The organism is Serratia sp. K1WW1, assembly GCF_055790865.1.
Map to the genome: position 1 here is coordinate 2,299,485 of NZ_CM147697.1, position 23,437 is coordinate 2,322,921.

Below are 23,437 nucleotides of genomic sequence, written 5' to 3' on the forward strand. Positions count from 1 at the left end.
CCCGTGAGCATGGACATTAGCGCTTTTTATCAGACCTTTTTTGATGAGGCAGACGAGCTGCTGGCCGATATGGAGCAACATCTGTTGGAGCTGGACCCGCTGGCCCCGGATATTGAACCACTGAACGCGATTTTCCGCGCTGCCCACTCGATCAAGGGCGGGGCGGCCACTTTCGGCTTTAGCGTGCTGCAGGAAACTACCCACCTGCTGGAGAATTTGCTGGACGGTGCCCGGCGTCAGGAAATGAGCCTGAGCACCGAAATTATCAACCTGTTTCTGGAAACCAAAGACATTATGCAGGAGCAACTGGACGCCTATAAAACGTCGCAACAGCCTGATAGCGAGAGCTTTGAGTATATTTGTCAGGCGTTGCGGCAGTTGGCTTTGGAAGCGCAACAGCAGGATGCTCCTGCGGCGGCGGTAACGGTAACCTCACCGGTGGTTCATGCCGCTGCTCCGGCTGCAATTGAAGGCGGGATGCGGATCAGCCTGAGCGGTCTGAAGCCGAATGAAATTCCTCTGATGCTGGAAGAGTTGGGCAATCTGGGCGAGGTGGAAAACCCGCAGCAGACCGAGACTAGCCTCGAGGTCACTTTACTGACCTCTGCCAGTGAGGAGGATATCAGCGCGGTACTGTGCTTTGTGCTGGAACCGGAGCAGATTGCTTTTTCCACGCCGCCGAAAGCCGTGGAGAAGATCGGCACGCCGGAACCCGTGGCCGTTGTCACACCTACCGCGCCTGCTACGGTGGCTGAAGCGCCGAAGCCCAAAGCCAAGGCTAGCGAGTCCACCAGCATCCGCGTGGCGGTAGAAAAGGTCGATCAACTGATCAACCTGGTGGGGGAATTGGTGATCACTCAGTCGATGCTGGCCCAGCGTTCCGGCTCTCTGGATCCGGTCAACCACGGCGATCTGCTCAACAGCATGAGCCAGTTGGAGCGTAACGCTCGCGACCTGCAAGAGTCGGTGATGTCGATCCGCATGATGCCGATGGAGTACGTTTTCAGCCGCTTCCCGCGTCTGGTGCGCGATCTGGCCAGCAAGCTGGACAAGCAGGTGGAATTGACGCTACGCGGAAGCTCTACCGAACTGGACAAGAGCCTGATTGAACGCATTATCGATCCGTTGACGCACCTGGTGCGTAACAGCCTGGATCACGGTATTGAAGAACCTGCTGCGCGCTTGGCCGCCGGTAAGGCCGAAGTCGGAAATCTGATCCTGTCCGCCGAACATCAGGGCGGCAATATCTGCATTGAGGTCACCGATGACGGTGCCGGTCTCAATCGCCAGAAAATTCTCGCCAAGGCTGCTTCGCAGGGGCTAGCGGTGAGTGACAACATGAGTGATGAAGAGGTCGGAATGCTGATCTTTGCCCCGGGTTTCTCCACCGCCGAGCAGGTGACCGACGTTTCCGGGCGCGGAGTGGGCATGGACGTGGTGAAGCGAAATATTCAGGAGATGGGGGGCCATGTCGAAATCCATTTCCAGGCTGGGAAGGGCACCTCAATCCGCATTTTACTGCCGTTGACGCTGGCCATTCTTGACGGCATGTCGGTCAAGGTGAATGAGGAAGTGTTCATTCTGCCATTGAATGCCGTGATGGAGTCATTGCAACCGCAGGCCGAGGATTTGCATCCGCTGGCCGGTGGGGAGCGTGTGCTTCAGGTACGCGGTGAGTATCTGCCTCTGGTCGAGCTGTATCGGGTGTTTGAGGTTGACGGGGCCAAAACCGAAGCCACTCAGGGCATCGTGGTGATTTTGCAAAGTGCAGGCCGCCGCTATGCGCTGCTGGTCGATCAGTTGATCGGTCAGCACCAGGTGGTGGTGAAAAATCTGGAAAGCAATTACCGCAAGGTGCCGGGCATTTCGGCTGCCACCATTCTGGGGGATGGCAGCGTGGCGCTGATTGTAGATGTTTCGGCGCTGCAAACGCTGAACCGGGAAAAGCGTCTGACGGACGCTGCCGCATAATTATTAACCGACTGATTTAAAGGTGATCGAAATGGCAGGACTGGCAACCGTCAGCAAACTGGCGGGCGAAACGGTAGGTCAGGAGTTCCTGATTTTTACCTTGGGTAACGAAGAGTATGGCATTGATATCCTCAAGGTTCAGGAGATCCGCGGTTACGATCAGGTAACGCGCATCGCCAACACCCCAGCGTTTATCAAGGGCGTGACCAATCTGCGTGGGGTGATCGTGCCGATTATCGATCTGCGCGTGAAGTTTGCCCAGCAGGACGTCTCTTATGATGAAAACACCGTGGTGATCGTGCTGAACTTTGGCCAGCGGGTAGTGGGTATCGTGGTGGATGGCGTGTCTGATGTGCTGTCGTTAACGACGGATCAGATCCGCCCAGCTCCTGAGTTTGCGGTTACGCTGGCAACGGAATATCTCACCGGTCTGGGGTCGCTCGGTGAACGTATGCTGATCCTGGTGGATATCGAAAAGCTGCTGAGCAGCGAAGAGATGTCGCTGGTGGACAACGTCGCGAAAAGCGCCTGATTGACTAAGTTGCTGCGTGTGATGGTGTGACTGGTGAGGCCCATTGGCGTCAGGTCCCCTCACCCCAACCCTCTCCCACAGGGAGAGGGAGCTGGCACGGCGCGGTGTTCAGGTGCAGAAGCTAATCTGTAACACGGCAATTTCGTTCCCTTGGCCTTTTGCCTTTTTCCTTTTGGGAGAGGGAGCTGGTACGGCGCGGTGTTCAGGTGCAGAAGCTAATCTGTAACACGGCAATTTCGTTCCCTTTGCCCTTTGGGAAAGCTGTAATCGGGGGGATGTGAAGGACGCATACGGTACTAATCAGTGGCACGTTCTGTCCCCTCTCCCTGTGGGAGAGGGTTAGGGTGAGGGGTCATCCCTTCTCCGAGCTAAAATCTAACCCCCCGCACAATACAAAAAAATAGTTACAGATTTTTCTTAAAGTTCTCTTCTGCCACGCCGATAACCCAGACAGTTAACGTACACAGCGCTTGTCTGTGCGGGCTTCCAAGAAGGGTAAAAATGTTTAATCGTATGAAGGTGGTCACCAGCTTATTGCTGGTGCTGGTGTTATTCGGTGCCTTGCAGCTGGTTTCCGGTGGGCTGTTTTTCACTTCGCTGAAAGATAACAAAGAGAATTTTACCGTACTGCAAACTATCCGACAGCAGCAGTCAGAACTGAATGAAAGCTGGGTAAATCTGCTGCAAACCCGCAATACCCTCAATCGTGCCGGGATCCGCTACATGATGGACCTCAATAAAGCGGGCACCGGTGCCACAGTTGATGAACTGCTGGTCTCGGCGAAAAAAACCTTGAGCATGGCGGAACAGCACTACGCTGCCTATGAAAAAATCCCTCTGGATGCTCGCCAGGATGCAGCAGCGGCAGACGAACTCAAGCAACGCTATACCACTTTGCACACTGCGCTGTCGGAGCTGATCCCGCTGTTGGGTGACGGCAAGCTGGACGCCTTCTTTGAACAGCCCACTCAGCGTTATCAGACTGAGTTTGAACAGCTCTATAACCGCTACCTGACTCAGAACGACAAGCTATACCAGATCGCGGTCGAAGATGGCGACAGCTCTTTCGAATTCGCCGTTTGGACGCTGGTCGTGGTGCTGGTACTGGTAGTTGCGGTGATCGCCATGGTCTGGTTCGGCATCCACCATATTCTGGTGCGCCCACTCAACCGTATGATTGAGCACATCAAACTGATCGCCGCAGGCGATCTGACCCACCAGATCGACGTCAACAGCCGCAACGAAATGGGCGTGCTGGCAGCCAGCCTCAGGCATATGCAAGGCGAACTGATCGACACCGTCAGCGGCGTGCGTCAGGGGGCCGATGCCATCTACAGCGGTGCTTCCGAGATTGCCGCAGGTAACAACGATCTCTCTTCCCGTACCGAACAGCAGGCCGCTTCGCTGGAAGAAACCGCTGCCAGCATGGAGCAGTTGACCGCGACGGTGAAACAGAACGCCGAAAACGCCCGTCAGGCCAGCCAACTGGCGTTGAGCGCCTCAGAAACCGCGCAGAAAGGCGGTAAAGTGGTCGCCAACGTGGTGCAAACCATGCACGACATCGCTGGCAGCTCGCAGAAAATTGCCGATATTACCAGCGTGATCGACGGCATCGCCTTCCAGACCAACATCCTGGCGTTGAATGCGGCAGTAGAGGCTGCTCGTGCCGGTGAACAGGGCCGTGGTTTTGCCGTGGTTGCCGGTGAAGTACGCAACCTGGCAAGTCGCAGCGCGCAGGCAGCCAAAGAGATCAAAGGCCTGATTGAAGACTCGGTTAGCCGCGTCGATATGGGCTCGGTGCTGGTAGAAAGCGCCGGTGAAACCATGGGCGATATCGTCAATGCCGTCACCCGCGTCACCGACATCATGGGTGAAATCGCTTCGGCCTCCGACGAGCAAAGCCGTGGTATCGATCAGGTTGGCCAGGCGGTTGCCGAAATGGATCGCGTCACCCAACAGAACGCCTCTTTGGTCGAAGAATCGGCCTCTGCGGCGGCAGCTCTGGAAGAGCAGGCCAGCCGCTTGACCCAGTCCGTTGCGGTATTCCGACTGAAAGCGGAAGGTCAAAACGAGTTCAAGTCATCCGCCAACAGTAAAATCGTTACCCCGGTAATCAATCATAAAAAAATGAACGCCAGCGATCCGCAGGAGAACTGGGAAACGTTCTAACCGGCATTGGGCTGCGTTCTCCCTGCGAGATCGTGGCCCTTTTTTCCGTCCTAAGTCGTGTTAACCCGCGGCTACCTGGAGGTTTATCGTGTTTAACCGAGTCCGTATCTCTACCAGTCTGTTTTTATTACTGCTGACCTTTTGCCTGATGCAACTGGTTAGCACCGGCTTGTCGTATACCGCTTCCCGCTCCGATAACCACAATCTTAATCTGATTAGTCTGGGTAGCCAGCAGCGTGATGCCCTCAGCCTGAGCTGGGTTTCCCTGCTACAGGCACGTAACACCTTGAACCGGGCTGGCACCCGTGCAGCGCTGAAAGTACCGCAAGAACAGGTCGATGCCCTGATGGGCAACGCCCGCAGTTCGTTGCAGAAAGCCGATCTCTATTTTAATCAGTTCCTGGCCGTCTCGCGTAACAGCGACCAGGAGCAGCAACTGACAGAAACCACCCAAGCCAGCTATGAACGGCTACGCGGTGCGCTGCGCGAACTGATCGTCTTCCTGGAGGGCGGCAACCTGCAGGGCTTTATGGATCAACCCACGCAGAAAATGCAGGACCTGTTTGAAGCCGACTTCGTCCAGTACCTGCAACTGGTCAACGAAAATATCGCCGAGGCCCATGCGGCCAACCAGCGCTCCTTCACGCTGGCAGGTTGGCTGGTGTGTGGTGCGGTGCTGATGCTGATCCTGGTGACCGCCAGCGCCATGTGGTGGTTGCGCAATATGTTGGTTCAGCCGCTGAATATTATGCGCAGCCACTTTGACCGTATCGCCGACGGCGACCTGGCCACGCCGGTCCAGGTGTATGGCCGCAACGAGATCAGCATGTTGTTTGCCAGCCTGCACCGCATGCAGAACTCGTTGATTGGCACAGTCGGCGCGGTGCGAGAAGGCGCCGAGTCGATCCTGATCGGGCTACAGGAGATTTCGGAAGGCAATGACGATCTCTCTTCCCGCACCGAGCAGCAAGCCGCATCGCTGGAAGAATCCGCCGCCAGTATGGAGCAGTTAACCGCCACGGTAAAACAGAACGCCGACAATGCCCGCCAGGCCTCAAAGCTGGCGCGCGATGCCTCAGCCACCGCTGCCAAGGGCGGGGAAATGGCCGACGACGTGGTCAACACCATGCACGATATTGCCAGCAGCTCGCAGAAAATTGGCGCCATTACCAGCGTGATCGACGGTATTGCCTTCCAGACTAACATCCTGGCATTGAACGCGGCGGTTGAAGCGGCGCGGGCGGGTGAACAAGGGCGTGGCTTTGCCGTGGTGGCCGCAGAGGTACGCAATCTGGCACAGCGTAGCGCTCAGGCAGCGAAAGAAATCAAAGTGCTGATCGATGAGTCGGTTGGCCGTGTTAAGCAAGGATCGGTGCTGGTCGAAGACTCCGGTGCCACGATGAAGGATATCGTGCGTTCGGTGACTCGCGTTACCGACATCATGGGCGAGATTTCCTCGGCATCCGATGAGCAAAGCCGCGGTATCGAGCAGGTGACTCAGGCCGTGACCCAGATGGATCAGGTGACGCAACAGAACGCCGCGCTGGTGGAGCAAGCGGCCTCTGCGGCGGCGGCATTGGAAGAACAAGCTATTACGCTGGCCGATGCGGTAGCGGTATTCCGCCTGGCGGACGACAACATCACCTTATCAGAAAGTCTTAACAACGGAGTTTTATCAGTGGCAAAGGAAGCAACTAGTGTCGAATTGTATAGCAAGTAACAACAACTCGGGTGAAGGGTTATGAGTGGCTCATCCTCACCCACTAATAAAGAGCCTGCGTCTTTACTGACACAGATGGTGCAACGGCTACCTTTGTCGGATGTACATTTCCGACGGATCAGCCAGTTGATCTATCAGCGTGCCGGTATTGTGTTGGCTGAGCACAAACGCGAGATGGTTTACAACCGTCTGGTACGTCGTCTGCGGCTACTGGGAATACCCGATTTTGGTAGCTATCTGGTGCTGCTGGAAAGCGATAGCAACAGCGCCGAGTGGCAGGCATTCGTCAACGCCCTGACCACCAACCTGACGGCATTTTTCCGTGAGGCGCACCATTTCCCGATCCTGGCGGAACATGCGCGCTCGCGGCCCAACGGCTACTGCGTGTGGAGTACCGCCGCCTCGACCGGTGAGGAGCCTTACTCGATCGCCATTACCTTGAATGAGGCGCTAGGGCAGCGGGCGACGGGGACGCAGGTGTGGGCCAGCGATATTGATACTCAGGTATTGGAAAAGGCCGAAGCGGGGGTGTATCGCCAGGAAGATCTGCGCACCCTGACGCCGGCGCAGATGCAGCGTTATTTCCTGCGAGGAACCGGGCCTCACCATGGTCTGGTGCGGGTTCGGCCAGAACTGGCGGCACAGGTGCATTTCCAGCCGCTCAATCTGCTGGCCCCTGAATGGGCGTTGCCGGGGCAGTTTGATGCGATATTTTGCCGTAACGTGATGATCTATTTCGACAAGGAAACACAAGAGCGCATTTTGCGGCGCTTTGTGCCGCTGCTTAAACCGGGGGGCCTGATGTTTGCCGGCCATTCCGAAAACTTCAGCCAGATCAGCCGGGATTTCTACTTGCGTGGGCAGACCGTGTATGGCCTGACCAAGGAGAGGTAATGAATAAAATCAGCGTATTAAGCGTAGACGACTCTGCCCTGATGCGGCAGCTGATGACCGAGATTGTCAATAGCCATCCCGATATGGAGATGGTGGCGACCGCCCCCGATCCGCTGGTGGCGCGCGATCTGATCAAGAAATTCAACCCGCAGGTGCTGACGCTGGACGTCGAAATGCCGCGTATGGACGGGTTGGATTTTCTGGAGAAACTGATGCGCCTGCGGCCGATGCCGGTGGTGATGGTGTCGTCGCTGACCGGAAAGGGATCGGAGATCACCCTGCGGGCGTTGGAACTGGGCGCGGTGGATTTTGTCACCAAACCGCAACTGGGGATCCGCGAAGGCATGCTGGCCTATAGCGAGTTGATTGCCGAAAAGATCCGCACGGCGGCCAAGGCGCGTCTGCCACAGCGTTCAACGGCACCGGCTCCGGAGATCCTCAGCCATACGCCGTTGTTGAGCAGTGAGAAGCTGATCGCTATCGGGGCGTCTACCGGGGGGACCGAGGCAATCCGCCACGTCTTGCAGCCGTTACCGGCTACCAGCCCGGCGTTATTGATCACCCAGCATATGCCGCCAGGCTTTACCCGTTCATTTGCCGAGCGGCTCAACAAGCTGTGCCAGATCACGGTGAAAGAAGCCGAAGACGGCGAGCGCGTCTTGCCGGGCCATGCCTATATCGCGCCGGGAGATCGTCATCTGGAGCTGACGCGCAGCGGCGCCAACTATCAGGTACGGCTGCATGATGGCCCGCCGGTGAACCGGCATCGTCCTTCGGTCGATGTGCTGTTCCGCTCGGTGGCCCAGTTTGCCGGGCGTAATGCGGTGGGGGTGATCCTCACCGGCATGGGGAATGACGGTGCTGCAGGCATGCTGGAAATGCACCGTGCCGGGGCGTACACCCTGGCGCAGAACGAAGCCAGCTGTGTGGTGTTTGGCATGCCACGTGAGGCCATTGCCACCGGCGGCGTCAATGAAGTAGTGGAATTGGAGCGCATGAGCCAACGCATGTTGGCGCAGATCGCGGGTGGTCAGGCGCTGCGTATTTGATGTTATGCCCCGAACCTCGGGGCAAAAACGATTAACCTTAGGAGCAATAATGGCAGATAAGAACCTTAAATTTCTGGTGGTGGATGATTTCTCCACCATGCGCCGCATCGTCAGAAATTTGCTGAAAGAACTGGGTTTTAACAACGTCGAAGAGGCGGAAGACGGGGCGGATGCGTTGAACAAACTGCGCGCCGGTAGCTTCGACTTCGTGGTATCAGACTGGAATATGCCGAACATGGATGGCCTCGAGCTGCTGCAAACCATCCGTGCTGACGGCGCGCTGGCGTCAATGCCGGTGTTGATGGTGACGGCGGAAGCCAAGAAAGAGAACATTATTGCTGCCGCTCAGGCGGGTGCCAGCGGTTACGTGGTGAAACCCTTCACGGCGGCGACGCTGGAAGAGAAGCTCAACAAGATCTTTGAAAAACTGGGCATGTAAAAAAGGAGAGGGCGATGAGAGATATTCCAATGCCTGCCAGCGATGCAGCGACAGCGGGCGAGATCATCTCCCGCATCGGCCAACTGACCCGCATGCTGCGTGACAGCATGCGCGAGCTGGGGCTAGATCAGGCTATCGCTCAGGCTGCCGAAGCGATCCCGGACGCACGCGACCGTCTTGATTATGTGGTCACCATGACGGCGCAGGCGGCGGAACGAGCGCTCAACTGCGTGGAAGCGGCACAACCCCGCCAGGCGGAGTTGGAGTCGCAGGCCAATATGCTAAAAGGGCGCTGGGACGAGTGGTTTGCCAACCCCATCGAGCTGGCTGATGCCCGTTCACTGGTGACGGATACCCGTCAGTATCTGGATCGGGTGCCGGAGCACACCGCATTCACCAACGCCCAGTTGCTGGAGATCATGATGGCGCAGGATTTCCAGGATCTCACCGGCCAGGTGATCAAGCGCATGATGGACGTAGTGCAGGAGATTGAAAAGCAACTGCTGATGGTACTGATGGAAAACATCCCGGATCAGCCAGCCAAAGAGAAAAGGCCGAACGACAGCCTGCTCAATGGCCCGCAGCTGGATCAGAACGGGGCTGGCGTAATTGCCAATCAGGCCCAGGTGGACGATCTGCTCGACAGCCTGGGTTTTTGATCATTTATTAGGGCGCACACTGCGCCCTAAATCTTTTCGCTAGCCCATCCCCGAAATAACCGGCCTTTTGCGCCGTTGTTCCCGCAATGAAATCCGCATTTTTTTGGCATGCTGGCGGCAATTCTATTCTTCGCACGCAATGGGAACTCTCGCCTTGGCCGAAGACAGTGATATGGAAAAAACTGAGGCCCCCACACCCCACCGGCTGGAAAAGGCGCGTGAAGAGGGCCAGATTGCGCGTTCGCGCGAGCTGACTTCGATCCTGATGCTGATTGCGGGGTTGTCGATCTTGTGGGTCGCGGGTGGCCATATGGCGCAACAGTTGGCGAGGATGTTATCGGCAGGGCTGCACTTTGATCACAACATGGTCAGCAACGATAAGCAGATGCTGCGCCAGTTTGCCATGTTGCTGCGTCAAGCGGTGTGGGCGCTGATGCCGATCCTGGCCGGATTGGTGCTGGTGGCGCTGTCGGCCCCGATGCTGCTGGGCGGCGTGGGCTTTAGCCTTAAGTTTGATGCCAAGCGCATGAACCCGATCTCCGGATTAAAACGGATGTTCTCCACCCAGGTGCTGGCAGAGTTGCTGAAGGCCATTCTCAAAGCGACGCTGGTGGGTTGGGTGGCAGGGCTTTACCTGTGGCACAACTGGGCGGCGATGCTGCATCTGGTTACGCAGCAACCGCAGGACGCACTGCGCAATGCGCTACAGATCGTGATTTTCTGCGGCATGCTGATCGTCCTTGGACTGGTGCCGATGGTGGCCTTCGACGTGTTTTATCAGCTATGGAGCCACTTCAAGAAATTGAAGATGACCAAGCAGGAAATCCGCGACGAACACAAGCAGCAGGAGGGCGATCCCCATGTCAAAGGGCGTATTCGCCAGCAACAGCGGGCCATCTCTCGCCGCCGCATGATGTCCGACGTGCCGAAGGCCGACGTGATTGTCACCAACCCGACACATTACGCCGTGGCATTGCAATACAACGACAAGAACATGAGTGCGCCAAAAGTCCTTGCCAAAGGGGCCGGGGAGATTGCCTTGCGTATCCGTGAATTGGCGAATGAACACCGTATCCCGACCCTGGAAGCTCCGCCGCTGGCGCGGGCGCTATACCGTCACAGTGAGATTGGGCAACACATTCCCACGACCTTGTATGCCGCCGTGGCCGAGGTCCTGGCCTGGGTCTACCAGCTGCGCCGTTGGCAGCGTGAAGGTGGCCTGATCCCGAAAAAACCTCAACGTTTACCGGTGCCGGAAGCACTGGATTTTGCTGGAGAGAATAACTCAGATGGCTAATTTGGCCTCCCTGCTTCGTTTGCCGGGTAATTTTAAAGATACGCAGTGGCAGGTGCTGGCTGGCCCGATACTGATCCTGATGATCCTGTCGATGATGGTGCTGCCATTACCGGCATTTATCCTCGATCTGCTGTTTACCTTCAATATTGCCTTGTCGATCATGGTGCTGTTGGTGGCGATGTTTACCCAGCGGACGCTGGAGTTCGCCGCCTTCCCAACCATCCTGCTGTTCTCAACCCTGTTGCGCCTATCGCTGAACGTCGCTTCCACGAGGATCATCCTGATGGAGGGGCATACCGGCGCGGCTGCGGCGGGGCGTGTGGTTGAAGCGTTCGGTCACTTCCTGGTGGGCGGCAACTTCGCCATCGGTATCGTGGTGTTTATCATCCTGGTGCTGATCAATTTTATGGTGATCACCAAAGGGGCCGGGCGTATTGCCGAGGTGGGTGCCCGTTTTGTCCTTGATGGGATGCCGGGCAAACAGATGGCGATCGATGCCGATCTGAACGCCGGGCTGATCGGCGAAGACGAGGCTAAAAAGCGCCGTTCCGAAGTGACGCAGGAAGCGGATTTCTACGGTTCGATGGACGGTGCCAGCAAGTTTGTGCGCGGTGATGCGGTAGCAGGCTTGATGATCATGGTGATTAACGTGGTGGGTGGCCTGTTGGTCGGCGTGATCCAGCACGGCATGGAGTTGGGTACCGCGGCTGAAACCTATACCTTGCTGACCATCGGTGATGGCCTGGTCGCCCAGATCCCGGCGTTGGTGATCTCGACGGCGGCCGGTGTGATCGTCACCCGCGTAGCGACCGATGAGGACGTTGGCGAGCAGATGGTCAACCAGTTGTTCAACAATCCGCGCGTGATGGTGTTGAGTGCTGGGGTGTTGGGGCTGTTGGGGATGGTTCCGGGTATGCCAAACCTGGTGTTCCTGCTGTTTACGGCGGCACTGCTGGCGTTGGCCTGGCGGCTGCGCGGGCGTGAACAGCAGGCGCCGAAAGTCAAAGAACCGCCGCTGCCGCAGGAAAATCCGCAGGCTGTGGAGGCCAGTTGGTCTGATGTACAGTTGGAGGATCCGTTGGGTATGGAAGTCGGTTACCGCCTGATCCCCATGGTGGACTTTCAGCAAAACGGCGAGCTGCTGGGGCGTATTCGTGGCATCCGTAAAAAATTCGCGCAGGATACGGGCTATTTGCCACCGGTGGTGCATATTCGCGACAACCTCGAACTGTCGGCGGCCAGTTATCGCATTCTGATGAAAGGGGTGGAGATCGGTAACGGTGAGGCACATCCGGGGCGCTGGCTGGCGATAAATCCGGGCAATGCGGTGGGTGAGCTGGCCGGTGACAAAACCGTCGATCCGGCCTTCGGGCTGGAGGCGGTGTGGATCGATAGCGCACTGCGTGAACAGGCGCAGATCCAGGGATTCACGGTGGTGGAAGCCAGCACCGTAGTTGCCACTCACCTCAACCATTTGCTTGGTCAGTTTGCCAGCGAGCTGTTTGGTCGCCAGGAAACCCAGCAGCTGTTGGATCGTGTTTCGCAGGAGATGCCGAAGCTGACGGAAGATTTTGTACCAGGCGTAGTTTCGCTGACCACGTTGCACAAGGTGCTACAGAACCTGCTGGCCGAGCGGGTGTCGATTCGCGATATGCGTACCATTATCGAAACGCTGGCGGAACATGCGCCAACGCAAAGCGATCCTTTCGAACTGACCTCCGTGGTGCGCGTGGCGCTTGGACGGGCCATCACCCAACAGTGGTTCCCAGGTAACGGTGAGATCCAGGTTATTGGTCTGGATACGCCGCTTGAGCGCCTGTTGTTGCAGGCCCTGCAAGGCGGCGGTGGCCTTGAGCCGGGCCTGGCGGACCGCTTGTTAGATCAGGCCAAGCAGGCGCTGCAACGTCAGGAGATGCTCAGTGCACCGCCGGTGCTGCTGGTAAACCATGCGTTACGTGCCCTGCTGGCGCGCTTCCTGCGCCGCACCTTGCCGCAGTTGGTGGTGCTGTCGAACCTGGAAATCAACGATGAGCGTCAGATCCGCATGACCTCAACCATAGGAGCCGCATGATGAAAGCTTTCCTTCCTTTGTTGGTGTTGTTCGCTCCGCTGGCCGCCCAGGCGGTGTCGGGTTCTTGGGCCGCCGATGCCAGCGGCGTCACGCTGGAAACGGGGAGCGTGCGTGATGTCTCCCCCAGCCTGCGGCCAGCTAATCCACCGGCGGCCGAGGCTCGGGTGACCAGTGTAAGCTGGCGTTATCAGTTGCTGGCAGGGGCGCCTGCCGGATTAGAGGTACAGCTTTGCACCTCGTCACGCTGCCTACCACTCGGCGCGGGCAGTGGCCGCAGTGAGGCTTTCAACGGTATTCCCGCAGACAGCGAGTTCCGCTTCATTTATTACGTGAAGTCTCGCGGCGCGTTAAACCCTCCGCTGCGGGCGATCTCTAATCAGGTGATTGTGAATTACCAATGAGTTGCGAGTCGGATCCAGCATTAAGGCGGCAGTAATGTGAAGTAATAAAAGCCTGTGGTAGGTTTTTTCATGTTAAGTCCAGGATGACCAACATGAAAAAAACCACCTCGGTATCGCATGACGCGGTATTTAAAAAGTTCCTCACTAACCCAGACACGGCCAGAGACTTTCTGGAGTTACACCTGCCGTCGGTCTTGCTGCAATATTGCGATTTGAGTACGCTAAAACTTGAATCCGGCAGTTTTATCGAAAGCGATCTGCGAGCCAGTTACTCTGACGTGCTCTACTCATTACGTACTGAGAGGGGAGACGCGTATGTGTACGTTTTGATCGAACACCAAAGCAGCCCTGATAAGCATATGGCATTTCGTTTAATACGTTATGCGATCGCTGCAATGCAACGCCACCTTGATACGGGTCACGATCAACTTCCCCTAGTGATCCCAACCCTGTTTTATCACGGCCAGGTGACGCCTTATCCCTATTCGATGAGCTGGCTGGAAGAATTCAGTGAACCTGATTTGGCCAGGCAGCTTTATGCTGGACATTTCCCATTGGTTGACGTCACCGTCATACCGGACGATGACATCATGCAGCACCGCCGTATGGCTACCCTGGAACTGCTGCAAAAACACGTGCGCCAGCGTGACCTATTCGAAATAAAGGAACGACTGGTCACATTATTATCGTTTGGGTACACTACCAATGAGCAATTGATCTCGTTGGTGAACTACATGTTGCAGGTGGGGAACACGACCGAACCGGATAAGCTGATCCGTGAGTTGGCCCGTCGTACGCCACGGCACGAGGAGGAATTGATGACCATTGCAGAATATCTCGAGCAAAAAGGCTTCAAGAAAGGCATGGAGCAAGGTATCGAACAAGGTATTGAGAAGGGTATGGAGCAGGCACGGGCAACCATCCTGAACATTGCGAGTGCCATGCTGGCCGATGGCTTTGACCGTGCTGTAGTGATGAAATTAACCGGCCTTTCCGCAGACGATTTGGCACAACTTCACCACTAACATCTGTGGGAAATAGCCGGTGTTAGCTGGTTGATGGTGTTCAAACCCCAATCTTACGGCCCAACAGGCTCCCCGCGCGGGACTGACCATCGGGCCCGTACAGCGATTTATTCTGCTTGTTTAAAATCGCCAGTGCCTGCGTATTGTGCTCAATATGATGACTGAGCAGCATGCCGTTATGGTGATTCTGTTCGCGCAGTTGCAGGCTCAGCTGTTGCACTTGCTGCCAGTTGGCTGCCAACTGTGGCTGGCCCTCATAAGGTGCTTGGCAGTGTTGCAGCCGTTCCATCTCCAGCCGCTGTTGGTCCAGATAATTGACCGTCGCCAGCAGTTGGCTTTTAGCATCGGTTACGCGCTGCAAAGCCACGCCAGCCAAGGTTTTCGAGCACAGTAAAGCGTGCTCTTCCGTCTGCACCGTGCCTAACGCCTGCAAGGTGTCCAGCAGCTTATCCAGCAGTTGTGCCAGGTTTTCCATATCAATGACTCACCCTTGGTGTTAACCCCGATCGGCGCCGGACTGCCATTCGCTTTGCACGTCTTGTAACAAGGCGTCGGCAATCTTGCCGGTATCCATCTTCAATTCGCCGTTGCGGATCGCCTGCTTGATGCTTTCCACACGCTCCATATTGATATCTTGGCTGCCCGGCTGCATCAGGCGAGCCTGTGCATCGCTCAGCTTAACCTGGGTGCCGCTGACCGAAGTTTCCGCCGAGACCTTTTTACGTGCTTGCAACGTGCTGTCTGTCTGTGTTTCTCGCGGCTGCACCGTGGGCACGGGTTGCAACCGTTGGGTACGATCGATACTCATGTTCAATCTCCATCTGTACCGCCGCCTCGGCAACGGGGAATCAAATCTGTGGCACGAGTGGCCGGATAAATGCTGCTATGACTTTCTTATCGGCAAGCTGTGGCAAAGCTTTATTTTTTTATAGAGTAATACGAATTGTGCCATCAATATTGGCAATGCCGCTAACAATTTGCCCGGAGGCCATGCGCACGCGCACGCTGTCTTCGGCGGCGGCGTTGGTCATCGCTTTCCCAGCACCGCTGATATTAAATCCATCGCCCTGCGCCAACACCTGCACCGTTTGCCCTGCCTTGATCGCCCAGGCCCGTCTTAGCATGACCGTGTTCAATGGTTGTCCAGGGCTGATATTGCGCAGGCTGACGGCACCGATCGCTTTGGCGTTATCGGTCAGGGTACGTGGCGGCAGGGTGTCTAATCGGCCGGTTCTCAGCTTGATATCATCTGCAGTGAGTCTGCTGCCCGCACTGATCCCCCGAGCGGCCACCAGATAATGCCCCACCAGCTGCACCTGCGCCTGAATGAAACGCCGCTCCTGGCCACAACGGGCCGAGATGCTGATGTTACCCCAGCGGCGAGCATTCTGAGGCATCGAAAGCTGCGGCAATTCGCACTGCGGCCAACGGCTTGCTGGCGTGCGCACCAGCACCTTGACTTCGGTCACGTTGGCACTAGTGGCAAATTGTGACTTGATAAAGCTCTCCACCTGCCCGTCAAGGTCCTCGGCGTGCGCGTTCAGGCCGATCAGCAAGCCGACCAACAGCAGGATCCTTTTCATATTTTGCCTCACAGACGCAGCGACCACAGGGGAACAAGTGTAACCGTTACGCGCGCAGGCTAAGCAGACAAATAGCGACGCATTTTGCCCTTATTCCCACGATAGGCTGACAGGTAGGGCGTTTATGCTGTCGGCTCCAAATTCTAACCTCGCGGAGGGAGCATGCTCGACAAATTGGACGCTGCTCTGCGTTTTGGCCAGGAGGCGCTGAACCTGCGCGCCCAGCGGCAGGAAATCCTGGCGGCCAACATCGCCAACGCAGATACGCCGGGCTATCAGGCTCGTGATATCGATTTCGCCAGCCAACTGAACAAGGTCATGGAACAGGGGCGCGTCAACGGCAGCGGCGTGGCGCTGAATCTGACCTCGGCGCGCCATATCCCGGCGCAGAATATGCAGCCACCGTCGCTGGATCTCCTGTTCCGCGTGCCGGATCAGCCTTCCCTGGACGGCAACACGGTGGATATGGACCGTGAACGCACCAACTTTGCCGATAACAGCCTGAAATATCAAACCGACCTGACGCTGTTGAACGGCCAGATCAAAGGCATGATGTCCGTGCTGCAAGGAGGATAATTCCCATGTCGTTATTGAATATTTTTGATATTTCCGGCTCGGCCCTGTCTGCACAATCTCAACGTCTTAACGTCAGCGCCAGCAATATGGCCAACGCCGACAGCGCCACCGGCCCGGATGGCCAGCCTTATCGGGCCAAACAGGTGGTGTTTGAGGTTGCAGCAGCTCCGGGCCAGTCGACAGGCGGCGTGCGCGTCGCTCAGGTGGTAGACGATCCCTCACCGGAGCGTTTGGTCTTTCAGCCGGGCAACCCGCTGGCGGATGCCAAAGGCTATGTGCGGATGCCCAATGTCGATGTAGTAGGGGAAATGGTCAACACCATTTCGGCCTCGCGCAGCTATCAGGCCAACGTCGAAGTGCTGAATACCACCAAATCCATGTTGATGAAAACCCTGACGCTGGGTCAGTAACCGGAGCTTTTATTTATGGCCATTGCCGCCACTACTAATGAATCACTCGACAACAGCATCGCCGGTGCCAACGCCAAGAATGGCGTGAATGGTAACAGCGCCAGCCAGGATTTGAACAAAAACTTCCTGACGCTGTTGGTGGCCCAGTTGAAAAACCAGGACCCTACCAACCCGATGCAAAATAACGAACTGACCACTCAGTTGGCTCAGATCAACACGGTCAGCGGGATCGAGAAGCTCAACACCACACTGGGATCGATCTCCGGCCAGATCAGCGGCAACCAGTCAATCCAGGCCAGTTCGCTGATTGGCCACGGCGTGATGGTGCCGGGCAAGGAGATCCTGGTGGGTAATGACGAAGGCAAGGTCAGCACCACGCCGTTTGGCGTAGAGCTGGAACGCACCGCCGATTCGGTGACGGCGACCATCAGCGATGCCACCGGCAAAGTGGTTCGCACTATCGAACTGGGCGGGCTGACCGCTGGTGTGCACTCCTTCTCCTGGGACGGTTCGCTGGAAGATGGCACCAATGCGCCCGACGGTTCTTACACCGTGGCGATCAACGCCAAAAACGGCGGTGAGCAGTTGGTGGCGCAGCCACTGCGTTTCGCCATGGTTAACGGCGTCACGCGCGGTACGGACGGGGCAAAACTGGATCTGGGCGTGGCGGGGACTTCAACGCTGGATGACGTGCGCCTGATCCTGTCCAAACTGGGTTCGTCAAACTAAGCGCAGTGATTTTCCACGTCGGCAATGGATCCCTCGATCCTGAAGACACTTTTTTAATGACCTATTTCGGAGAACGACATGGCTTTTTCTCAAGCGGTCAGCGGTTTAAACGCGGCTGCAACCAACCTGGATGTGATTGGTAACAACATCGCCAACTCCGCCACCTACGGCTTCAAATCCGGCAGCGTATCCTTTGCCGATATGTTTGCCGGCTCGCAGGTCGGGCTAGGGGTGAAAGTGGCGGGGATCACCCAGAACTTCAACGGCGGTACTACTACCAACACCAACCGGGCAATGGATATCGCCATCAGCCAGAACGGCTTCTTCCGTATGCAAGACGCCGACGGCGGCATCTTCTATACGCGTAATGGGCAGTTCATCATGGATGCCAACCGCAACATCACCAACATGCAAGGGTTGAGCCTGACAGGTTACCCGGCGGCTGGCTCGCCGCCAACCATCCAGCAGGGGGCCGATCCGGTACCGCTGAGCATTCCTGAAGGCATGATGAACGCCAAAGCCAGCACCAGCGGCAATATGGTGGCCAACCTGAAATCAACCCATCAGCCACCGGCGGTGACGCCGTTCGATCCCAACAAGACCGACTCGTTTAACTACGTCAACACCATTACTACCTATGACACCCTGGGCAACGCTCATAACATCAACGCCTACTTTGTTAAGACGGCTGATAACAAGTGGGACGTTTACACCCAGGACGGCAGCGTGACGGGTGCTCCGTCGGCCAAAGCGGGCAGCCTGAACTTTGACAACAGCGGTACGCTGACCGGCACGTTGATGCCAGATGGCACACCAAGCACCATGCCATTCAACCTGGTCGTGCCAATGTCGGCGAAAGACGGCGCGCTGGCGCAAAACTTTAACCTGAGCTTTGCCGGTAGCCTGCAACAGAACGTCGGCAGCGACTCTGTCAGCAAGATTTCCCAGGACGGCTATGCCACCGGGGAATACCAGGGGTTCCAGATCAACAAAGATGGCACCGTGGTCGGGGTATACAACAACCAGCAGACCCAATTGCTGGGGCAGATCGTGTTAACCAACTTCTCCAACCCGGAAGGCCTGGCCGCACAGGGGGATAACGTCTGGAAGGAAACCGGTGCTTCAGGCCAGCCACGTGTGGGCCTGGCGGGCGGTGGCGGTTTCGGTTCACTGACCAGCGGTGCGCTGGAGTCTTCCAACGTCGATCTGAGTCAGGAACTGGTGAACATGATCGTCGCGCAGCGTAACTACCAGTCAAACGCGCAAACCATCAAAACCCAGGATTCGATCCTGCAAACGCTGGTCAGCCTGCGCTAATAGGATTGATTTATGGATCACGCGATTTATACCGCGATGGGGGGGGCCCGGCAGACGCTGGAGCAGCAGTCGGTCACGGCCAACAACCTGGCCAACGCCTCCACTCCTGGTTTCCGTGCACAGCTTTCGGCGCTGCGTGCGGTGCCGGTTGATGGGCCAAGCATGCAAACGCGTACGCTGGTGGCTGCTTCGACGCCGGGGGCAGACATGAGCCAAGGGCCGCTGAACTACACCGGGCGGCCACTGGATGTGGCATTGCAGCAGGACGGGTTTCTGGCGCTAAGGCTGCCGGACGGCACCGAAGCCTACAGCCGTAACGGCAGCATCCAGATCTCCTCCACCGGGCAGTTGATGGTGCAGGGCGTGCCGCTGATGGGCGATGGCGGGCCGATCGAAGCCCCGCCGCAGGCGGAACTGACGCTGGCGGCGGACGGCACCATCTCGGCGTTAAATCCGGGCGATCCGCCTAACACCATTTCCCAGATTGGCCGCCTGAAGCTGGTGAAGGCCGATGCGCGGGAAGTGGTGCGCGGCGACGACGGCCTGTTCCATCTGACTGCCGAGGCTCAGCAGCAGCGTGGCAACCAACTACCGAACGATCCCGATGTGCGGATCATGCCGGGAGTGTTGGAGGGCAGCAACGTCAAACCGCTGGAGACGATGGTGGATATGATCGCCAACGCTCGTCGGTTCGAAATGCAAATGAAGGTCATCCACAGCGTGGATGAAAACGCACAGCGCGCCAACTCATTGCTGTCAATGAGCTGAGTGCAGAGGAATAAATCATGATCCCATCCTTATGGATTGCCAAAACCGGTCTGGATGCGCAGCAGACCAATATGGACGTGATCGCCAACAACCTGGCGAACGTCAGTACCAACGGGTTTAAACGCCAACGTGCGGTGTTTGAAGATCTGCTGTACCAGACCATGCGTCAGCCCGGGGCTCAGTCTTCCGAGCAAACCACGCTGCCTTCCGGTTTGCAGATTGGTACCGGCGTACGTCCTGTGGCGACCGAGCGCATCCACAGCCAGGGCAACCTGTCGCAGACCAACAACAGCAAAGACGTGGCGATCAAGGGGCAGGGCTTCTTCCAGGTGGTGTTGCCGGATGGCACCCAGGCCTATACCCGCGATGGTTCATTCCAGATCGATCAGAATGGCCAGTTGGTGACCGCCAGTGGTTTTCAGGTACAACCGGCGATCACCATTCCGGCCAACGCCCTGAGCATTACCGTGGGCCGTGATGGCATCGTCAGCGTGACCCAGCAGGGCCAGACGGCGGCGCAGCAGGTCGGGCAACTGACGTTGACCACCTTTATCAACGATAGCGGCCTGGAAAGCATGGGTGAAAACCTCTACCAGGAAACCGAAAGCTCCGGTGCGCCTAACGAAAGTACCCCCGGCCTCAACGGGGCAGGCCTGTTGTATCAGGGCTATGTTGAAACCTCTAACGTCAACGTGGCGGAAGAGTTGGTCAACATGATCCAGACCCAGCGCGCCTATGAGATCAACAGCAAAGCGGTATCAACGTCTGACCAGATGCTGCAAAAGCTGACGCAACTGTAATCGACGGGCGCGGCTTGCTGCGCCCGTAATCCTTATCCAGAGCAACAAAGGCGATACCCGTGGTAACCACCTTTTTAGCGGCCAGCGTGCCGCAGCAAGGCAAACGCGTCCTGGCCGGGCTGCTGATGCTGACAGTCGGCGGCTGTGCCTATATTCCGCATACCCCCCTGGTTGACGGGGCTACCACGGCTCAGCCCGCTCCGGCAGGCGCTCCGGTGCCGAACGGTTCGATTTTCCAGACGGTGCAGCCGATGAACTACGGCTATCAGCCGCTGTTTGAGGATCGTCGCCCGCGTAATATCGGCGACACCCTGACCATCGTGCTGCAAGAAAACGTCAGCGCCAGCAAGAGCTCATCCGCCAACGCCAGCCGCAACGGATCCAGCAAATTTGGCGTAGCCACTTCACCGCGTTATCTCGACGGGCTGCTCGGTAACGCGCGCGCCGACATGGATATCTCCGGCGACAGCACCTTCGGCGGCAAGGGCGGGGCCAACGCTAACAACACCTTTAACGGCACCATTACCGTCACGGTCAATCAGGTCTTGGCCAACGGCAACCTGCACGTGGTGGGCGAAAAGCAAATTGCCATCAATCAGGGCACCGAATTCATCCGTTTTTCCGGTGTGGTTAACCCCCGCACCATTAGTGGCAATAACTCGGTCACGTCCACCCAGGTGGCGGATGCGCGCATTGAATACGTCGGCAACGGCTATATCAATGAAGCGCAGACCATGGGGTGGCTACAGCGCTTCTTCTTAAATGTTTCACCGTTCTAAGGATTGACCGATGTTGAAAAAGTTACTTCTCACACTGTCCATGATGCTGGTTTGCCTGCCCGCGACGGCGGAACGCATCCGCGATCTGGTGACGGTACAGGGCGTACGTGACAACGCGTTGATTGGCTATGGCCTGGTCGTGGGGTTGGACGGCTCTGGCGACCAGACCATGCAAACCCCGTTTACCACCCAGAGCCTGAGCAATATGCTGTCGCAACTGGGGATCACCGTACCGCCAGGCACCAACATGCAGTTGAAAAACGTGGCAGCGGTGATGGTAACTGCCAAGCTGCCGCCGTTCTCCCGTCCAGGGCAGAGCATTGATGTGGTAGTGTCCTCAATGGGTAACGCCAAAAGCCTGCGTGGTGGGACACTGCTGATGACACCGCTCAAAGGCGTTGATAATCAGGTCTATGCGTTGGCACAGGGCAACGTGCTGGTCGGCGGGGCCGGTGCGTCCTCCGGTGGCAGCAGCGTGCAGGTCAATCAGTTGGCCGGTGGCCGTATCAGCAACGGCGCTTCCATCGAACGCGAATTGCCTACCACCTTCGGCCAGGATGGCGTGATCAACCTGCAACTGAACGACGATGATTTCACCCTGGCACAACAGATCAGCGATGCCATCAACCGCCAGCGCGGCAGCGGCACCGCCTCACCGCTCGATTCCCGTACCGTGCAGGTGCTGGTGCCACGCGGCAATAGTTCGCAAGTGCGCTTCCTGGCAGATATCCAGAATATCAGCATTAACGTTGGGGCAATGGATGCCAAAGTGATCATCAACTCGCGTACCGGCTCGGTGGTTATGAACCGCGATGTGGTACTGGATTCCTGTGCGGTGGCACAAGGGAACCTGTCGGTGGTGGTCGATCGGCAAAACACCGTCAGCCAGCCGGATACGCCATTCGGCGGTGGCCAGACCGTGGTGACGCCGAATACCCAGATTTCCGTGCAGCAGCAGGGCGGTTCACTGCAAAAAGTGAACGCCAGCGCCAATCTCAATAACGTGGTTCGCGCGCTGAATGCGCTGGGGGCGACGCCGATCGACCTGATGTCTATCTTGCAGGCGATGCAGAGCGCTGGCTGCCTGCGTGCCAAACTGGAAATTATCTGATGAGCAGCGATCTGATGGCCATGTCGGGTGCGGCCTATGACACCCAGTCGCTGAACGGCTTGAAGCGCGATGTTGCCGCCGATCCGCAGGGCAATATCAAACAGGTGGCCCAGCAGGTGGAAGGTATGTTCGTGCAGATGATGCTGAAAAGCATGCGTGCGGCGTTGCCGCAGGACGGCGTGTTGAGCAGCGATCAGACGCGGCTGTATACCTCGATGTACGATCAGCAGATCGCCCAACAGATGTCGCAGAAAGGCCTGGGGCTGGCGGATATGATGGTCAAGCAGCTCTCCGCCGGAAACAGCCGCCCAAGCGAAACCGCAGGGACGGTGCCGATGGCGCTGGACAACGAAGTGTTGCAGACCTTGCCGCGTCAGGCATTGGAACAGATGGTACGCCGGGCGGTGCCGAAAATACCTACGGCGCCTCCCTTGCCGCTGAGCAACGGCAACTTCGTGGCGCAGCTGTCCATTCCGGCACGGGTTGCCAGCCAGCAAAGCGGTATTCCGCACCAGCTGATCATGGCGCAGGCTGCGCTGGAGTCTGGCTGGGGGCAACGCGAGATCCCGGCGGCGGATGGTTCACGCAGTTACAACCTGTTTGGTATCAAGGCCGGTAGCAGTTGGGACGGCCCGGTGACGGAAATCACCACTACCGAGTTCGAGGAAGGGGTGGCGAAGAAGATCAAGGCCCGCTTCCGCGTCTATGGCTCTTATATGGAAGCGATTGGGGATTACGTCAAATTGCTGACCAACAACCCGCGCTACGCCAACGTTGCCAGTGCCAGTAGCCCCGAGCAGGCGGCACATGCGCTGCAAAAGGCCGGCTATGCTACCGATCCGCTGTATGCCAAAAAGCTGGTCAGCATGATCCAGCAGATGAAAAACGCTGGGGAGCAGGTAACCAAAGCCTATACCCACGATTTGCAGGATCTGTTTTAGTGGCCCCTCACCCCAACCCTCTCCCACAGGGAGAGGGAGTTGATAGCCCCAGCGCTTTTGGAAGTAAATCGGTGATTTCAACAAACTCGAATGCCTCCTTTCCCACAGGGAGAGGGAGTTGATAGCCCCAGCGCTTTTGGAAGTAAATCGGTGATTTCAACAAACTCGAATGCCTCCTTTCCCACAGGGAGAGGGA

At 57.3% G+C, this 23,437-nt stretch carries 24 protein-coding genes; 21 read left to right on the forward strand and 3 right to left on the reverse strand.

All coding sequences use genetic code 11. The features are described 5' to 3' along the window. Positions 1 to 3 precede the first annotated feature (3 nt). The 12 genes from cheA to ACX9GU_RS10415 all read left to right on the forward strand — a co-directional run bounded on the left by cheA (position 4) and on the right by ACX9GU_RS10415 (position 14,227). Positions 4 to 1,971, forward strand: a complete 1,968-nt coding sequence (gene cheA / locus ACX9GU_RS10360; protein WP_161741179.1) for a chemotaxis protein CheA — start codon at positions 4 to 6, stop codon at positions 1,969 to 1,971. Positions 1,972 to 2,002: 31 nt separating this feature from the next. After that, positions 2,003 to 2,503 (forward strand): chemotaxis protein CheW, encoded by a 501-nt coding sequence (gene cheW / locus ACX9GU_RS10365; RefSeq protein WP_473194697.1) that lies wholly within the window; start codon positions 2,003 to 2,005, stop codon positions 2,501 to 2,503. 501 nt (positions 2,504 to 3,004) lie between these two features. After that, complete coding sequence (gene tsr / locus ACX9GU_RS10370) at positions 3,005 to 4,672, forward strand: methyl-accepting chemotaxis protein (protein WP_473194698.1); 1,668 nt, start codon at positions 3,005 to 3,007, stop codon at positions 4,670 to 4,672. Between the two features lie 88 nt (positions 4,673 to 4,760). Then, positions 4,761 to 6,392, forward strand: a complete 1,632-nt coding sequence (locus ACX9GU_RS10375) for a methyl-accepting chemotaxis protein (protein WP_473194699.1) — start codon at positions 4,761 to 4,763, stop codon at positions 6,390 to 6,392. A 21-nt stretch (positions 6,393 to 6,413) separates the two neighbouring features. Next, positions 6,414 to 7,286, forward strand: coding sequence for a protein-glutamate O-methyltransferase CheR (gene cheR / locus ACX9GU_RS10380; protein ID WP_473194700.1), 873 nt, complete (start codon positions 6,414 to 6,416; stop codon positions 7,284 to 7,286). Further along, complete coding sequence (locus ACX9GU_RS10385) at positions 7,286 to 8,335, forward strand: protein-glutamate methylesterase/protein-glutamine glutaminase (protein WP_021180928.1); 1,050 nt, start codon at positions 7,286 to 7,288, stop codon at positions 8,333 to 8,335. The genes cheR and ACX9GU_RS10385 overlap by 1 nt, the downstream gene beginning before the upstream one ends. Before the next feature lie 49 nt (positions 8,336 to 8,384). Next, a complete protein-coding gene (gene cheY, locus ACX9GU_RS10390) occupies positions 8,385 to 8,774 on the forward strand; it encodes a chemotaxis response regulator CheY (protein ID WP_021180929.1) in 390 nt (129 codons plus the stop codon). A gap of 14 nt (positions 8,775 to 8,788) precedes the next feature. Beyond that, entirely contained in the window at positions 8,789 to 9,433 is a 645-nt protein-coding gene (cheZ, locus tag ACX9GU_RS10395) for a protein phosphatase CheZ (RefSeq protein ID WP_021180930.1), read from the forward strand. Positions 9,434 to 9,587: 154 nt separating this feature from the next. Continuing rightward, on the forward strand, positions 9,588 to 10,730 hold the full coding sequence (flhB, locus tag ACX9GU_RS10400) for a flagellar biosynthesis protein FlhB (protein WP_473194701.1): 1,143 nt from the start codon (positions 9,588 to 9,590) through the stop codon (positions 10,728 to 10,730). Continuing rightward, positions 10,723 to 12,801, forward strand: a complete 2,079-nt coding sequence (gene flhA / locus ACX9GU_RS10405; RefSeq protein WP_473194702.1) for a flagellar biosynthesis protein FlhA — start codon at positions 10,723 to 10,725, stop codon at positions 12,799 to 12,801. The genes flhB and flhA overlap by 8 nt, the downstream gene beginning before the upstream one ends. Further along, entirely contained in the window at positions 12,801 to 13,202 is a 402-nt protein-coding gene (locus ACX9GU_RS10410) for a flagellar protein FlhE (RefSeq protein WP_021180933.1), read from the forward strand. The genes flhA and ACX9GU_RS10410 overlap by 1 nt, the downstream gene beginning before the upstream one ends. Positions 13,203 to 13,285: 83 nt before the next feature. Beyond that, positions 13,286 to 14,227: an Rpn family recombination-promoting nuclease/putative transposase gene (locus tag ACX9GU_RS10415; protein WP_473194703.1), complete on the forward strand. Its 942-nt coding sequence runs from the start codon at positions 13,286 to 13,288 to the stop codon at positions 14,225 to 14,227. Between the two features lie 40 nt (positions 14,228 to 14,267). Here ACX9GU_RS10415 and ACX9GU_RS10420 read toward each other — a convergent pair whose 3' ends face one another. The 3 genes from ACX9GU_RS10420 to flgA all read right to left on the reverse strand — a co-directional run bounded on the left by ACX9GU_RS10420 (position 14,268) and on the right by flgA (position 15,810). Further along, positions 14,268 to 14,702, reverse strand: coding sequence for a flagella synthesis protein FlgN (locus tag ACX9GU_RS10420; RefSeq protein WP_473194704.1), 435 nt, complete (start codon positions 14,700 to 14,702; stop codon positions 14,268 to 14,270). 21 nt (positions 14,703 to 14,723) lie between these two features. Next, positions 14,724 to 15,035 carry a flagellar biosynthesis anti-sigma factor FlgM gene (flgM, locus tag ACX9GU_RS10425; RefSeq protein WP_202671446.1) on the reverse strand — a complete coding sequence of 104 codons (312 nt, stop codon included), beginning with the start codon at positions 15,033 to 15,035 and terminating at the stop codon, positions 14,724 to 14,726. A gap of 118 nt (positions 15,036 to 15,153) precedes the next feature. After that, entirely contained in the window at positions 15,154 to 15,810 is a 657-nt protein-coding gene (flgA, locus tag ACX9GU_RS10430) for a flagellar basal body P-ring formation chaperone FlgA (RefSeq protein WP_473194705.1), read from the reverse strand. A 162-nt stretch (positions 15,811 to 15,972) separates the two neighbouring features. On the opposite strand from flgA, the gene flgB reads away from it, so the two are divergent. The 9 genes from flgB to flgJ all read left to right on the forward strand — a co-directional run bounded on the left by flgB (position 15,973) and on the right by flgJ (position 23,241). Further along, positions 15,973 to 16,386, forward strand: coding sequence for a flagellar basal body rod protein FlgB (flgB, locus tag ACX9GU_RS10435; RefSeq protein ID WP_024528903.1), 414 nt, complete (start codon positions 15,973 to 15,975; stop codon positions 16,384 to 16,386). A 5-nt stretch (positions 16,387 to 16,391) separates the two neighbouring features. Next, positions 16,392 to 16,796 carry a flagellar basal body rod protein FlgC gene (flgC, locus tag ACX9GU_RS10440; protein WP_021180939.1) on the forward strand — a complete coding sequence of 135 codons (405 nt, stop codon included), beginning with the start codon at positions 16,392 to 16,394 and terminating at the stop codon, positions 16,794 to 16,796. Between the two features lie 15 nt (positions 16,797 to 16,811). Then, entirely contained in the window at positions 16,812 to 17,525 is a 714-nt protein-coding gene (gene flgD, locus ACX9GU_RS10445; RefSeq protein ID WP_473194706.1) for a flagellar hook assembly protein FlgD, read from the forward strand. A gap of 78 nt (positions 17,526 to 17,603) precedes the next feature. Further along, positions 17,604 to 18,842 carry a flagellar hook protein FlgE gene (flgE, locus tag ACX9GU_RS10450; protein WP_473194707.1) on the forward strand — a complete coding sequence of 413 codons (1,239 nt, stop codon included), beginning with the start codon at positions 17,604 to 17,606 and terminating at the stop codon, positions 18,840 to 18,842. Between the two features lie 12 nt (positions 18,843 to 18,854). Next, positions 18,855 to 19,610, forward strand: a complete 756-nt coding sequence (locus ACX9GU_RS10455) for a flagellar basal body rod protein FlgF (protein WP_021180942.1) — start codon at positions 18,855 to 18,857, stop codon at positions 19,608 to 19,610. A gap of 17 nt (positions 19,611 to 19,627) precedes the next feature. Next, on the forward strand, positions 19,628 to 20,410 hold the full coding sequence (gene flgG, locus ACX9GU_RS10460; protein WP_021180943.1) for a flagellar basal-body rod protein FlgG: 783 nt from the start codon (positions 19,628 to 19,630) through the stop codon (positions 20,408 to 20,410). 125 nt (positions 20,411 to 20,535) lie between these two features. After that, positions 20,536 to 21,189 (forward strand): flagellar basal body L-ring protein FlgH, encoded by a 654-nt coding sequence (gene flgH, locus ACX9GU_RS10465; RefSeq protein ID WP_046808516.1) that lies wholly within the window; start codon positions 20,536 to 20,538, stop codon positions 21,187 to 21,189. Positions 21,190 to 21,199: 10 nt separating this feature from the next. Further along, positions 21,200 to 22,300 (forward strand): flagellar basal body P-ring protein FlgI, encoded by a 1,101-nt coding sequence (locus ACX9GU_RS10470; protein ID WP_473194708.1) that lies wholly within the window; start codon positions 21,200 to 21,202, stop codon positions 22,298 to 22,300. Continuing rightward, positions 22,300 to 23,241: a flagellar assembly peptidoglycan hydrolase FlgJ gene (gene flgJ, locus ACX9GU_RS10475; RefSeq protein ID WP_473194709.1), complete on the forward strand. Its 942-nt coding sequence runs from the start codon at positions 22,300 to 22,302 to the stop codon at positions 23,239 to 23,241. Before ACX9GU_RS10470 ends, flgJ begins: the two co-directional genes overlap by 1 nt. The last annotated feature ends 196 nt before the right edge of the window (positions 23,242 to 23,437 follow it).

Bases quoted from the DNA above. Each gene is read 5' to 3' on its own strand.
- flgC (WP_021180939.1), top strand. From the start codon at position 16,392: ATGTCGTTATTGAATATTTTTGATATTTCCGGCTCGGCCCTGTCTGCA.
- flgB (WP_024528903.1), top strand. From the start codon at position 15,973: ATGCTCGACAAATTGGACGCTGCTCTGCGTTTTGGCCAGGAGGCGCTG.
- ACX9GU_RS10455 (WP_021180942.1), top strand. From the start codon at position 18,855: ATGGATCACGCGATTTATACCGCGATGGGGGGGGCCCGGCAGACGCTG.
- cheZ (WP_021180930.1), top strand. From the start codon at position 8,789: ATGAGAGATATTCCAATGCCTGCCAGCGATGCAGCGACAGCGGGCGAG.
- tsr (WP_473194698.1), top strand. From the start codon at position 3,005: ATGTTTAATCGTATGAAGGTGGTCACCAGCTTATTGCTGGTGCTGGTG.
- ACX9GU_RS10420 (WP_473194704.1), bottom strand. From the start codon at position 14,702: ATGGAAAACCTGGCACAACTGCTGGATAAGCTGCTGGACACCTTGCAG.
- flhA (WP_473194702.1), top strand. From the start codon at position 10,723: ATGGCTAATTTGGCCTCCCTGCTTCGTTTGCCGGGTAATTTTAAAGAT.
- cheW (WP_473194697.1), top strand. From the start codon at position 2,003: ATGGCAGGACTGGCAACCGTCAGCAAACTGGCGGGCGAAACGGTAGGT.
- flgD (WP_473194706.1), top strand. From the start codon at position 16,812: ATGGCCATTGCCGCCACTACTAATGAATCACTCGACAACAGCATCGCC.
- ACX9GU_RS10410 (WP_021180933.1), top strand. From the start codon at position 12,801: ATGAAAGCTTTCCTTCCTTTGTTGGTGTTGTTCGCTCCGCTGGCCGCC.
- ACX9GU_RS10385 (WP_021180928.1), top strand. From the start codon at position 7,286: ATGAATAAAATCAGCGTATTAAGCGTAGACGACTCTGCCCTGATGCGG.
- flgH (WP_046808516.1), top strand. From the start codon at position 20,536: ATGCTGACAGTCGGCGGCTGTGCCTATATTCCGCATACCCCCCTGGTT.
- flgA (WP_473194705.1), bottom strand. From the start codon at position 15,810: ATGAAAAGGATCCTGCTGTTGGTCGGCTTGCTGATCGGCCTGAACGCG.
- cheR (WP_473194700.1), top strand. From the start codon at position 6,414: ATGAGTGGCTCATCCTCACCCACTAATAAAGAGCCTGCGTCTTTACTG.
- flgJ (WP_473194709.1), top strand. From the start codon at position 22,300: ATGAGCAGCGATCTGATGGCCATGTCGGGTGCGGCCTATGACACCCAG.
- ACX9GU_RS10470 (WP_473194708.1), top strand. From the start codon at position 21,200: ATGTTGAAAAAGTTACTTCTCACACTGTCCATGATGCTGGTTTGCCTG.
- flgM (WP_202671446.1), bottom strand. From the start codon at position 15,035: ATGAGTATCGATCGTACCCAACGGTTGCAACCCGTGCCCACGGTGCAG.
- cheY (WP_021180929.1), top strand. From the start codon at position 8,385: ATGGCAGATAAGAACCTTAAATTTCTGGTGGTGGATGATTTCTCCACC.
- ACX9GU_RS10415 (WP_473194703.1), top strand. From the start codon at position 13,286: ATGACCAACATGAAAAAAACCACCTCGGTATCGCATGACGCGGTATTT.
- flgG (WP_021180943.1), top strand. From the start codon at position 19,628: ATGATCCCATCCTTATGGATTGCCAAAACCGGTCTGGATGCGCAGCAG.
- flgE (WP_473194707.1), top strand. From the start codon at position 17,604: ATGGCTTTTTCTCAAGCGGTCAGCGGTTTAAACGCGGCTGCAACCAAC.